This window comes from Pseudomaricurvus alkylphenolicus, from assembly GCF_011683955.1.
GTDB lineage: Bacteria > Pseudomonadota > Gammaproteobacteria > Pseudomonadales > Cellvibrionaceae > Pseudomaricurvus > Pseudomaricurvus alkylphenolicus.
The window spans coordinates 777388-790303 of sequence record NZ_JAAQPI010000001.1; the positions used below are offsets into that span (position 1 = coordinate 777388).

Below are 12916 nucleotides of genomic sequence, written 5' to 3' on the forward strand. Positions count from 1 at the left end.
CATAGGAGACAGATAATGGCTAGAAATCCACAAACCTTGCTTCGCGATTACCACGCGGCTCGCTGGGACGAAGAAATGATTATGGACCTGGGCGAGCCCGGGGAGAGAGGCGTAAAGGTTCCGGTTGCCGAATCAGAAATTACCAGTCGAGTAGGAGACGCTTCCTCACTGGTTCCTACTCAATTGCTGAGACGCACCCCTCCCGCTCTGCCGGAAGTCAGCCAACCCAGGGTCAACAAGCATTACACGCGCCTGTCCCAGGAAACCATGGGCTCCAACGTCGGCAACGATATTGGTCAGGGCACCTGCACCATGAAGTACAACCCGGTGTCTCAACTGCATGTCGCTACCAGACATCCCGGCATGACGGAACTGCATCCGCTGCAGGATGAAAGTACCCTGCAGGGCATACTGGAGATGTATTACAAGCTGCAGGAAATGTTAAAGGAAACCTCGGGTATGGACGCCGTGTCGCTGCAGTCCTGCGGCGGTGGTCAGGCCATTTACGCTAATGCCAGTGTGGTGCGGGCCTATCATGAGTCTCGCGGCGATCATCAACGTGACGAAGTTATTACCACATTGCTGTCGCACCCGGCGAATGCGGCGGCACCAGCCACCGCGGGTTACAAGGTGGTTACGCTGATGCCCACCGAAAGCGGCATACCCGACATGGACGCTCTGAAAGCCGCACTGTCAGAAAGAACGGCCGCGGTCTTTATCACCAATCCCGAAGATACCGGCGTGTTTAACGGCGATATCGATAAACTGGTTCAGGCCGCCCACGACGTCGGTGCTCTTTGTGTTTACGATATGGCTAACGCCAACGGACTCTTGGGTATTACACGTGCGAGAGAGGCGGGGTTTGACCTGTGTCACTACAATGCTCACAAAACCTTTTCGACACCCCACGGCAGTATGGGGCCGGCTTTGGGCGCACAGTGCGTCACCAAAGAGTTAGAGCCGTTTTTGCCGAAACCCATTGTCTGTTTCGACGGTGAACGCTACTCGCTCAAATACGATTGTCCGCACAGCATTGGTAAAATTCGTTCTTTTATCGGCAATGCATCTCTGGTTTGCATGGCTTACACCTGGATCATGAACCACGGCGCCGACGGACTGCGCGAAGTAGCGGAAGTGTCGGTGATCAACAACAATTATCTCTACGAAAAGCTCAAGGATATTCCGGGTCTGACGGTTTATTTTGCCGAGGGCAGGCGCCGGCTTGAACAGATCCGCTATTCCTGGGACCCACTGTTCGCCGAAACCGGTGTCGGCTCCGATCACATCCGGGCTCGCATGGTGGACTATGGAGTGCAATCTTTCTTCGCCAGCCACCATGTCGGACGCCACGAAGAAGAACCGCTGGCTGATCAGATTGTTTCAGAAGCCATGACCCCTGAGCCTTGTGAATCCTTTTCAAAGGATGATATTGATGAGTATGCAGCCGTCATGGCCCAGATCTCCAAGGAGGCTTATGAAACTCCGGAGCTGGTAAAAACGGCGCCGCACAATTCATCGATTCACAATGTGCCGATTCCATTTATGGAAGACATTGTGACCCAGGCGGGCACATGGCGTTTGTACAAGAAGGCGAAGAATCTGGATTGATAATCCATCGCGGTACCCGATAAGGCTGGGTAGACTCTGTAGCAGCCCGCTCCGAGGGCGACTGGTTTTGGCACTTCGTATCGGTCGCGGTACCCGATAAGGCGGGGCAGGCTCTCGGAGCCCGCTGCAGCAGTCGGTACTGGTATTCATTTGGGCTGTACGAGAACATTGAGGTACGCAATCAATGATGATGTTCCGTAGTCAGAGGCTTGTAAATGGTTAAAAAGAAAATTGGCGTTATCATTAACCCGGTTGCCGGCATGGGTGGCCGAGTCGGGCTTAAGGGTAGTGACGGAGCAGAAATACTGCAAAGGGCACGCAAGTTGGGTGCAAAACCCGAGGCGGCCACGCGTTCAATTGAGGCCTTGAAGGTTGTTGCTGAGCAGGAGGGTCAGGTGGAAGTCCTGACCTACCCTGGCGAAATGGGGGCTGATGCCTGCAGGGCTGCGGGCTTGTCAGTGACCGTCATTGGTTCGATTTGCAGTGGTGAAACCACGGCGGAAGACACCCGCCGCGCCGCCAACGACATGGCTGCGGCCGGCGTTGACCTTATTTTGTTTGCCGGCGGCGATGGCACCGCCAGGGTGCTGTTGGACGTGGTTGGTTTGCAAGTTCCTGTCATCGGCATTCCCGCCGGCGTCAAAATTCATTCTGCAGTCTATGCGCTCAGCCCCAGACGAGCCGGAGAGGCGGCAACGGAGTTTTTACAGCGTGATTCCGTCAAGACCCGCGAAGTCGAAGTCATGGATATCGACGAGGACGCATTTCGAAAGGGTGAAGTTAATGCCCGATTGTATGGATACCTGTCGGTGCCGGACACGAGGCGGTATCTTCAAAGCGTCAAAACCGGAGGCATCCGATCGGAACAGGCAACGCTAAAGGGTATGGTGGAAGCCTTGATCCAAGATATGGAAAAGGATTGTTACTATATTATTGGTCCCGGAACCACTACCCGTGCCATTATGGAAGGTCTGGATCTCGATAACACCTTACTCGGTGTCGATGTGGTCAGAAACTTTGAACTCATTGCCAACGATGTCAGTGAAAATCAGTTGCTTGAGATCGTTGGCGGCGGTCGTGCGAAGATTGTCGTTACGGCCATTGGTGGTCAGGGGCATATTTTGGGTCGCGGTAATCACCAATTGAGCCCAGGGTTGATCAGAAAGGTCGGCAAGGAAAACCTGATTGTCTTTGCTACCAAGGAAAAGTTGGCTTCTTTGTCGGGACGCCCTTTGTTAGTGGACACCGGCGATCAGCAGCTTAATGCGGAGCTCAGCGGTTATGTCAAAGTAATGACGGGAAAGAGAGATTTTGTGGTCAGTAAAGTAGGTTTCTAGATTCATTACGTGGAGTGTAGGGTGGATTAGCGGTAGCGTAATCCACCAGGATTATGGCACGTGCCAGCAATATCGGTGGATTACGCTATCGCTAATCCACCCTACGGTTATTCTAAAGCTGACTTCTGTATTGCTGTGGCGAGCAACCCTCCATTGCCTTAAAGGCAATGGTAAAGTTAGCCGGCTCGGTGTAGTGCAACAGGTAGGACACTTCCTTAATGGATAATTCCTGATTTCCCAAGAACTCTTGCGCCTTGCGGTGGCGAATCCTGTTAACGAGATGACGATAGGTGGTGCCCTGGCTCTCCAACCGTCGCTGCAATGTGCGGTGCCCCATGTTCAGGTGCTGCGCCACCGCCTTCAGGCTGGGAATACCATTGCCAGCGGAAAGCACAATGCTTTCCACCCGCTCAATCAGATTTATTCGATGTCTTAACGCGATCATAACCACTCAAATCACTGTTGTAGATCTCAGTTCCGCCTCTTCCTGCTCACGCATCCGGAACTTCTGGATCTTTCCGGTAACGGTCATCGGGTAGATATCCACAAAGCGGATATAATGCGGTACCTTGAAATGGGTAATGCGATCCTTGCAGTAGGCTTTTACTTCGTCGACCGTCAGCGATTTGCCTTCCTGCAGTTTTATCCAGGCACACACCTGCTCTCCGTATTTTTTGTCACTGACACCAAAGACTTGCACCTCCTGAATATCCGGATGGGTGTAGAGAAACTCCTCCACCTCTCGGGGATAAATATTCTCGCCTCCCCGAATAATCATGTCCTTGATACGGCCAACGATCTGTACATAACCCTGATCGTCCATAATGCCGATATCCCCCGAGTGCAACCAACCACCGACATCAATGGTTTCTGCCGTCCGCTCATCGTCGTCCCAGTAGCCACGCATAACGGAATATCCCCGTGTGCAAATCTCACCCCGTTCCCCAATGGGTACTGCGCGGCCCTGCTCATCGGCAATTTTTACTTCCAAATGAGGACCGGGTTTACCGACGGTGCCGACCCTTTTGTCCAGCGGATCATCCGCCTTGGTCATGTGGTTGACAGGACTCAGCTCAGTCTGGCCATAGGCGATCAGAATATCAGTCAAGTGCATCTGCTCGATAACCTGATTCATCACTTCTTCGGGGCAGGGAGCACCCGCCATAATACCGGTCCGCAGCGAGGTGAGTTCGAATTCTTCAAACTGCGGGTGGTCCAGCTCAGCGATGAACATGGTCGGCACCCCATGCAGAGCCGTGCACTGTTCCTCGGCAATCGCTTGCAGGGTGGTAAGAGGGTCAAAAGCCTCGTCGGGAAATACAGCGGCAGTGCCGTGGGTAATGCACGCCAGGTTGCCCATGACCATGCCAAAACAGTGATACAGAGGTACGGGAATGCAGAGTTTGTCGCGTTCGGTCAGCAGCATGCCATCGCCAACAACTTTGCCGTTATTGAGGATATTGGAGTGCGTCAGGGTCGCGCCTTTGGGGTTGCCCGTGGTTCCGCTGGTAAATTGGATATTGATGGGGTCGTCGGGACTGAGCTCATCTTGAAGTGACCGGAGCCGGTCATAGTCGCCACTTTGTCCTGCCCTACAGACGTCAGAAAAGTTTAGCATGCCGGCGGTCGGCTCCTCTCCCATACGAATGACCATCTCAAGATGGGGGAGCTTGGCTGATTTAAGTTGGCCCGGCTTACAACTGGCCAGCTCCGGAGCGAGTTCGGTTAGCATTGAGAGGTAGTCGCTGGTTTTAAAACATTCCGCTGTAATTACCACCCGGCACTGTACCTTGTTTAAGGCATACTCCAGTTCATACAGTCTGTAGGCGGGGTTGATACACACCATGACTGCACCGATTTTGGCAGTGGCAAACTGCGTCAGACACCATTCGACGCGGTTGGGTGACCAGATTCCCACCCTATCGCCAGGCTTGACTCCCAGAGCCAGTAGCCCTGCTGCCAGTCGGTCAATTTCCCGTTGGTACTCGCGATAACTCCAGCGAATACCCTGGTGGCGAACGACCAGTGCTACCCGGTCGGGAAAGGCGTTTACGGTCTGATCAAATTGGCTGCCAATCGTTTCATACAATAGAGGTTCCGTGGCTGATCCACAAAAGTAGCTTCTCACGATCCAGTCTCCTTGTGTTAACGCTTTTTGAGGGTAATGGTCTGCCAATTAGTATATTCCATTAATCCATGAAGTGAATTTTCGCATCCCAACCCGGATTGTTTGTGGCCTCCAAACGCCTGAAAGGGTGAATATTGGTGCACCTCGTTGATCCATACCGTGCCAGCCTCAAGCTGAGCGCCAATGCGCTGGGCGGCTTCCAGATCCTTGCCCCAGACGCTGGCCCCCAATCCATAGACGGTATCATTGGCTCTTGCGATAACGTCCGATTCATCAGACCACTTCAACAGTGGCAGTATCGGCCCGAAGGGTTCCTCCCGGACAATGCGAGAATCCTCCGGCGGATTATCCACCAGAGTGGGAGAAACAAACCAGCCCGCCGCATTGTCCTCAATGGCCCCTCCTGTAGCGAATGAGTAACCCTGATCCCGACAGTCTTGAAAATAGGTTTTTACCTTTTCGAACTGCGGTTGGTTTTGAATGGGTCCCAGAACTGTGTCGGAATCGGCGCCATCGCCAACAATCACCTGTGTGTTGATAAACTCCACCAGTGCCTGTTTTATCTCATCGTAAACAGACTCATGAATGTAGAGACGTTTGGTCGCATTGCAGAACTGCGCGTTGTTTTGAAAGGCAGCCCAGAACAGCTCTGGCGCGATAGACTTGGCATCGACATCCGGTAACACAATCGCCGGATCATTACCCCCCAATTCAAGGGTCAGCCGTTTGATGGTTTTGGCCGATGCGCTCATCACATGACGCCCGGTTTCGGTGGAGCCGGTAAAGGCTATCTTGTCAATGCCGGGATGTGCCGTCATCCACTTACCCAACTCGTCACCGCCATTGACAACGTTTAACACACCGGGTGGTAGAATATCCCGCGCCAGCTCTCCCAGCTTCAAGTCGCACAATGGCGTGTAGGGTGAAGGTTTGACTACCACGGTACAGCCGGCGACCAGTGCCGGGGCAATTTTCCACACCGCCAGTAACAACGGAAAGTTCCAGGGTACGATCGCCCCAACGACGCCAAGCGGTGTATACCGGGTAAGCACTTTTCGCTCTGCGGTATCTTCAAGAATTTCCTCCGGCAATGATTGCGTGGCGATCGCTTTTAACCACGCTACCGATCCCATGACTTCCCACTCAGCCCCGGCTCTGGGCTTGCCCTGTTCGCGGGTCAACAGGCGCATAAATTCTTGCTGGTGATCCTCCAGGGCCTGACCCAACGCGGCCACGGCTGCCTGGCGCTCCTCGATGGGCAAACGGCTCCAGTGCGCAAACGCCTCCCTGGCACCCTCTACCGCGTCGTTCAGGTGATCCGGCGTGGCGTCCGGCACCGTTGCAATCACCTGTTTGGTTGCCGGGTTGTAAACCTCATGGGTCTCGGTGGTGGTGACGAAATCACCGTTAATTGTCATTGCGTAGTTCGCATCGAACTGAATCATTTTATTTCTGCCTCGTACTTCACTGGCTGGGTAACTGGAGGGAAAAGAGTGCTCACGTAAATTCGCTGCCGCGCCCCGGGGCGCGCAGCAAAATTGAATGACGGTTGTTATACGGGTGGGGCGTTTATTCCCAGCGGTAGATAAATTCCGCGCCAAAGGTTCTGGGCGCTCCTTTCTGCGAGATATCCATATTGAACCCATCGGCAAAGTCCATATCGACGTTTTTGTACTCTTCGTCGGTAAGGTTCTTCACCCACAAACTTAAGGTATAGGGAAGCGCTTTGTCCTCCCAGCTGAGCCGCAGATTCGTGAGCCAGCGGGATTCAATCACATTGCGCTTAACATTTTCCGGCTGAGAGTAGTGCTCATCGGTATAAGAGGTATCAAGATGCGCCAGGATTGTACCGCTGTCCGTCTCGGCAACCACGTAATCCAGAGACAGATTAAAATTCCAATCCGGTGCGTTGATCAATTTATTGCCCGACAAATCGCTGCCCTCCAAGATCAGTGACTTGTACTCTGTATCCAGATAGCCCAGACCCGCCTGCAATGTTAGGTCCTCAGTCGCTAGAGCCACCAACTCCAACTCCAACCCAAGCACTTCCGATTCTCCGGCATTGCGTACCGTTTGCACCAGGGTGGCGGAGTCAATATCAATAAACTGCTGATCGGTATAGTCATAAAAGAACACCGCGCCATTGAGTTGTATACGATCACTGGCAAACTGGGACTTGAAGCCGATTTCGTAGGCGTCTATTTCTTCCGGATCCGCCTGGGTGATCTCGTCAACACTGAAGAAGGCCGTCGCGTTGAAAACCCCATTGCGGTAACCCTGGTTGTAGCTGATGTAGGCCATGCCCGAGTCGCTCCAGTGATAATTCAGTGCGATGCGACCTGTGACTTTGGAGTCAGAGAAATCACTTTTGGGCTGTGGAGGAATCAGAAATGCCTGATCAACCAGATCAGCGAACCCGAATACCGACTGCAGGCCTACCATTTCACTGTCATCCTCAGAGTAGCGCAAGCCGACCACCAGGTTCATGTTTTGCGTGAGCAGGTAGTCCGCCTGCGCAAATACGGCATAGCTGTCACGGTTTTGAGTGAAGTTGTTGCGGTAAAAGGTTCCGGTTTGAAGTATCGGATCAAAAGGAAAGTCCAGATAGACACGGCTTTGGGTTACTATGTCGTTCTCCTCACGACCATAGAATACACCACCGATCCAATTGAAGGGGCCTTCATAGGATGAGCTGATGCGCAGTTCCTGGGTGTACTGGCGAACCTCCGAAGTACCTATCAGTTCAAGAATACCGATTGAGGTGCCGTCCGCATCCTCCGGATTGTTAAAAATGCCTTCGTCGTAAGCTGTGATTGAGGTCAACGAATAGCTGTCGTTAATCTCCCAGTTGACCGTCAGACTGATCCCTTCGTTTTCCATGGTTCGTTCTTCAACGAAGTTGGCCTCGGTTTCATGAAAGTCGAGGTGTTCATTGTTGAGTCCGGTGAAGCCGATACCCAGCCCAGGCACCACTTCCTCGCTGGACCAAACAAAGTTGGTGGGGTTGGACTTGGATTTGCGCAGGCGCACAACCACGTCGGTGGAGTCGCTGAGCACGGCTTTGACCGTAACACGCCCTGCCCATTCATCCACCTCATAGGGATCTTCAATACCGGGAATCTGGTGCTCAACATAACCGTCACCCTGGTTGTAGACGAAGGCAGCGCGGACTGCCAGCTTGTCCGCAATCAGAGGGGTTTCGTAGGCACCGTGTACTTCTCGTTTACTGTAGTTCCCCAAGCCCACGCTTAAATAGCCATCGGATACAAAATCGGGCGTTTTTGTGTGGAAATTGACGGCGCCCCCGGTGGTATTTTTTCCGTACAATGTTCCCTGCGGTCCACGCAGCACTTCCAGGCGATCCAGGTCGAACATCTGCATGCCGTTTAACGCCATTGGCCCCCGGTACACCTCATCCACGTACATACCGATAGGGCTGTTCTGGTTAAGATTGTAATCCGCCTGAGTCACACCTCGGATCGACATGGCAGGCAATGAATCACCGAAGTTCGAGATGATCATCATATTCGGGATTTGTGCGGCGATTTCCATGGTGTTACGGAGCTTGAGTTGTTCCAGCTCATTGCTGCCAATCACAGCCATGGAGATAGGCACATCTTGAGAACTTTCTGCCTTTTTTTGTGCGGTAACAATTATTTCCTCAATAGCAAACGAGTCGGCCAGAGCATCGTTTGTGAGGGTCAGAGAAACGTTTGTAAAGACCAGCGATGCAGTCAGAGCCAGTGCCCGGTTGGGGCAGAATTTTTTGTTTAACATTGATTGAGTCCTCTCCCGACTATTGTTGTTTTCTTTCATAATGATAGTTGCCCGACGTCAGGCACACGATTTCAGCTCCTGCCTGGAGCTGTGCATAAACAGGTTAAACAGCTGCGATTGAGAGCTGATTTCCAGTTTGGTGTACAGATTTTTACGATGGATTTTTACGGTTCCGTAGGTAATGCCCAATTCCCTCGCGATTTCCTTGGCACAGTACCCCTGTAACAGAAGTTTCGTTATTTGCCTTTCCCGCGCCGTTAATTTTCCCTGTCCGAACCCCGCCATCGCTCTCTGATAATCTTCAGCTTGCGGTTCACTCTCTGAGCGGCGATAGCGCATATGCTGTCTAAGCGAGGAGACAACAATGGGACTGAGCATCGTCAACTGATCCCAGTCTGAAGGCTGAAACTCCGCGCTGCCCCCTCGGCGGGCCAATATCAGCAGCGCAACCTTGCCATCTTCCACTGGCACCAGAATGGAAGCCTCGTCCTTTAGGTTCTGATCCCTATAGAATTGTCGGCAAAAATCACTATTCCAGTAAGCGCCCCCCAGCAGCTCTTCACGGCGGAACAAGCCCGGCTTAATATTCATAGTGGACTGTTGGTAAAGGGGATCCGCCAGACAGGTTTTGGGGCGATAGGTTTGGCTGAAGTAATCCTGGTCCGAATGGGCACTGGTGAACTTCAATTCCGGCGGACAGTAGTCGGAAAATACAACCAGGCCGAGGGAATCGAAATGTAGGAATGATTCCAAGGTACTGCACAGGGCGGCTATAAAGTCGCTTTGATGGACCTTGTCAATAAGAAAACTGACTTGCTGAGACCATCGCCAGGACTCATCCGGAAGCACTGCAATCGACATACAATACTCGCTTGCTAATTCTGCCAACTGGATAGCGTTCGAGCATCCTCCTTTAGTTTATGAAAGATGCTGGCTGAATGCTGTTCGATGAGTATTAAATTAGCACCGAGATCTACTTTATTAAATATTCATTTAATCACAGATACTTGACTGATTTGGAAAGTAATGTGACGATGAGGGTAAGATGCGGTTTTTAGCGGCCTGCGACGGGATTATTCCGGTGCTTGGCGCTGAGATACGCTGACTTCATCCATGACAAAATAGTCCGTATTGCTATAGCGGTTGATAATACCCTCCAGCACGCCCTGGCTTTTGAGCGCTTTCACGGCCTGTGGAAATGCGGCGACCCAGGATTCACCCGTTGAGGCTTTCACTGACCACGCGGGATACAGACCAAACGCCGGCAGATCGATAAGAGGTTCCACTGCATTGCCAATGTTCAGCGCCTCAGCATAGTGCATAAAACCGGGAACACCCGAAACGGCAACATCGATGCGCCCACCATAGAGCGTTTTCACCAGCTGCTTCTGTGTGATCACTCGCATTCGGTTTTCCAGCCCGGGCAGGACCAGGTTCTCAATATCGTCCATAGCCGTCAAATGACCAACTTCATAGCCATGCAACGCCTTGATCCCATTAACCTTTATTGCCCGTCGCTTAAGAGCAAATGCTCCTACACGGATTTGAACCAGGGGTGTGGTATCAACGTACAGACCTTTGATGTTATAGGTCTTTATTGCCGAAACCGGGTAGGCCAGAAGCAGAATGTCCGCCTTTCCTGAGACCACCGGCAGTGACATGCGCTTAAGCGGGAAGTGTCGCACTTGCAATCGGTAGCCCATGATTTCGGCAATGGCGCGCATGATATCCACTTCGATGCCGGCGCTGCTTTTGCCATCCTTGTGAACCCAGGGGGCATCTTTTTCAACCACGGCCTGTACAAGTACCCGCTCATCGGCCAGGGAGACATTGCCGAGAACGACAAGGAGCAATGGTAAGAGCAGTTTCCAAGGCTTGGTTTTCATGGTTGCCCCCGTCTTTCGTTTGCGAATTTCAAAACCCGCGCATCAGTTGCCACACCAGAGTCGAGCCAGACGTTGACAAGCCCACCTGGCAACCGGCCCCCTCTTTTCGTCTTCTCGCCATAGGGCTTCAATCTTAAACGTATAGTCCTTTTCGAAGGCCTGCAATGGCAATTTAACCAAAGTGCCTTGTTCCAGATCGTCAACAACCAGATGCTGCGGAAGATAAGCCCAACCCAAACCCTCTTTCACCGCTGCTAACAGGGTCTCGGTATTGTTGATACGCCAGATACTGCTGCTTTGTTGCACTACCCCAATAGCATCGACGCTTTGATCCGGATCACCAACTGAAATCTGACGATAGCTCGACAGCTGCCCGGCCTCCAATTTGTCCTCCAACTCAGCCAGCGGATGTTCTGGACTCGTCACTAATATCGTGGGTAAGTCAAAAAGGTAGGTAGCGTGATAAACCGAGCGAATATCCGTTGGGTCCTCGGGAATCACTGCGATATCGGCTTCGCCCGCGGCTATCAACCTGATCACTTCGCGCAGCGAAACCGACAACAAATTCAGGGTAGTAAAGGGGAATTGGTGTTCAAACTCTTTAAGAAAACCAATCAGCGGCGCTTGAGGCACAAACTCTGCCACGGCCAGAGTGATACTCGCCTCCACCCCAACCTCCAGGCTCTGTGCCTTTGACTGAAAGACCTGTAGCTGAGAGACGATATTGCGCGCGTCTGTCAGCAGTTCGCTTCCCTGTTGCGTTAACACGGGCTTGTGGGCGCTGCGATCAAACAATTCCACCCCCAGATCGATCTCCAAGTTAGCAATCGCGGTACTGACGGCGGGCTGGGTTTTTTTGAGAGCTCTGGCCGTGGCGCTGAAAGAGCCGTATTCGGCGGCCTTAACAAAGGCCTCCAGGTTGTCGATTGTCATTGCCATGGTTCTTGTTCTCCAAAGACCTATAAATATTATCTATAGACTTTAAATAGTTCTATCTCCCTCTGGTTATATATCATGCCCTAAAGCATTTCAAACAGAGCACCTCTGTTATTAGACCATTACCCATAGTAAGGAGCGTGGAAGTGAAGATTTTTAACCGAATGGGCCTGTATCAGGCCGCTGCTGTTTTCGGACTTGTCGCCGGGTTATCGGGTTGCGTGACCATGGCCGGAAACGAATTGACTGGAGCCGTACAACAAAATACGGCAGACAGGACACAGCTGTTTTCAGGATCTGATCGCGACTTTCAGCAGAAGTCCTATAGCGTTAGCGGCACAACTCTGGAGGGCGACAAGCAAACCTGGAAGTTCAGATATCGGGAACAACCCCTGGCCGAGATATCCGGCGAGATGTCCGCCGAGGCAGGCGCTCCGCCGATTGCGGTCGGATTTCGTGAGCTTGACGGTAGCAGCCAATACGATGCCTGGCCCCTGCCCTATGACGAGATCATTCAGGGGGTGAAAGGCCACCTGCAGGTTCGTGTCGGCAACGAGACTTACGACTGCTTACCGGGCGATATTCTTTGGATTCCCAAAGGAACCGTTGTCGAGTATCGCGCAGTTGGCGGTTTGGCCCAAGTATTTTACACCATCCCCCATCCCAACAGCCTTCAGCCCAAATCCGGTAGTGATTGGGAATGGCAAACCGGCGATGCGGTCGCACCTGTCAGCAAACCCAGACTGGTTAAAAACAGTCAAAGACAATACATAAATGTTCCCGCGCAGCTGCGAACGTTTTCCGATGGCAGCACCCGTGTGCAGAAAACCAATTTCTATGTCGGCCGTGGTATCGATGTGGAACACACTCAGGATATGACGGGCCCCGCTGCTGCCTTTGCGTTGTTTCCCGAGGGGGCTCTGCACGGCTGGATGGAAATTCCCTACAACGAGGTGATTTTTGTCAAGCAAGGTCATTTCAAAGCGCTGGTCAGCCAACAACGCTTCAAGGATCACCCCACAGACGTGCAAGTCTTTGACGCCTATGCCGGTGATGTGTTGTGGCTTCCGAAGGGTACATACGTAAACTACGAAACCGTGGGAGAAGCCGAACTGTATTTTCTGATGAACCCCGGGTGCTGTTTTGATATGGCGGTGCCTGGGGAGTGGGAACCGGAGGTCTGGGAATCACGGCTGACCAGTCAGGACTGAATTTAGCATTGGTGGTAAAAATAGGTCATGGTC

At 52.4% G+C, this 12916-nt stretch carries 10 protein-coding genes; 3 read left to right on the plus strand and 7 right to left on the minus strand.

Going from position 1 to position 12916, the window contains the following annotated elements; translation table 11 throughout:
• Positions 1–15 precede the first annotated feature (15 nt).
• Together gcvPB and HBA55_RS03075 are read left to right on the plus strand one after the other, a co-directional pair.
• Positions 16–1608: an aminomethyl-transferring glycine dehydrogenase subunit GcvPB gene (gene gcvPB / locus HBA55_RS03070; protein WP_166986878.1), complete on the plus strand. Its 1593-nt coding sequence runs from the start codon at positions 16–18 to the stop codon at positions 1606–1608.
• 215 nt (positions 1609–1823) lie between these two features.
• Positions 1824–2945, plus strand: a complete 1122-nt coding sequence (locus HBA55_RS03075) for an ATP-NAD kinase family protein (RefSeq protein WP_166986881.1) — start codon at positions 1824–1826, stop codon at positions 2943–2945.
• A 112-nt stretch (positions 2946–3057) separates the two neighbouring features.
• Here HBA55_RS03075 and HBA55_RS03080 read toward each other — a convergent pair whose 3' ends face one another.
• The 7 genes from HBA55_RS03080 to HBA55_RS03110 form a co-directional block, all read right to left on the minus strand.
• Positions 3058–3390: a helix-turn-helix transcriptional regulator gene (locus tag HBA55_RS03080; protein WP_166986884.1), complete on the minus strand. Its 333-nt coding sequence runs from the start codon at positions 3388–3390 to the stop codon at positions 3058–3060.
• 6 nt (positions 3391–3396) lie between these two features.
• On the minus strand, positions 3397–5073 hold the full coding sequence (locus tag HBA55_RS03085) for an AMP-binding protein (RefSeq protein WP_338109349.1): 1677 nt from the start codon (positions 5071–5073) through the stop codon (positions 3397–3399).
• Positions 5074–5090: 17 nt separating this feature from the next.
• Positions 5091–6518, minus strand: a complete 1428-nt coding sequence (locus HBA55_RS03090) for an aldehyde dehydrogenase family protein (protein ID WP_166986887.1) — start codon at positions 6516–6518, stop codon at positions 5091–5093.
• Between the two features lie 124 nt (positions 6519–6642).
• Positions 6643–8850: a TonB-dependent receptor gene (locus HBA55_RS03095; RefSeq protein ID WP_166986889.1), complete on the minus strand. Its 2208-nt coding sequence runs from the start codon at positions 8848–8850 to the stop codon at positions 6643–6645.
• A 57-nt stretch (positions 8851–8907) separates the two neighbouring features.
• Entirely contained in the window at positions 8908–9711 is an 804-nt protein-coding gene (locus tag HBA55_RS03100) for a helix-turn-helix transcriptional regulator (RefSeq protein WP_166986892.1), read from the minus strand.
• A 212-nt stretch (positions 9712–9923) separates the two neighbouring features.
• Positions 9924–10736, minus strand: coding sequence for a type 2 periplasmic-binding domain-containing protein (locus tag HBA55_RS03105; RefSeq protein ID WP_166986894.1), 813 nt, complete (start codon positions 10734–10736; stop codon positions 9924–9926).
• Between the two features lie 42 nt (positions 10737–10778).
• The gene (locus HBA55_RS03110; protein WP_166986897.1) at positions 10779–11675 is read right to left on the minus strand and encodes a LysR family transcriptional regulator; all 897 of its coding nucleotides are present in this window, start codon (positions 11673–11675) and stop codon (positions 10779–10781) included.
• Positions 11676–11818: 143 nt separating this feature from the next.
• On the opposite strand from HBA55_RS03110, the gene HBA55_RS03115 reads away from it, so the two are divergent.
• A complete protein-coding gene (locus HBA55_RS03115) occupies positions 11819–12883 on the plus strand; it encodes an AraC family ligand binding domain-containing protein (RefSeq protein WP_166986900.1) in 1065 nt (354 codons plus the stop codon).
• Positions 12884–12916: the final 33 nt, after the last annotated feature.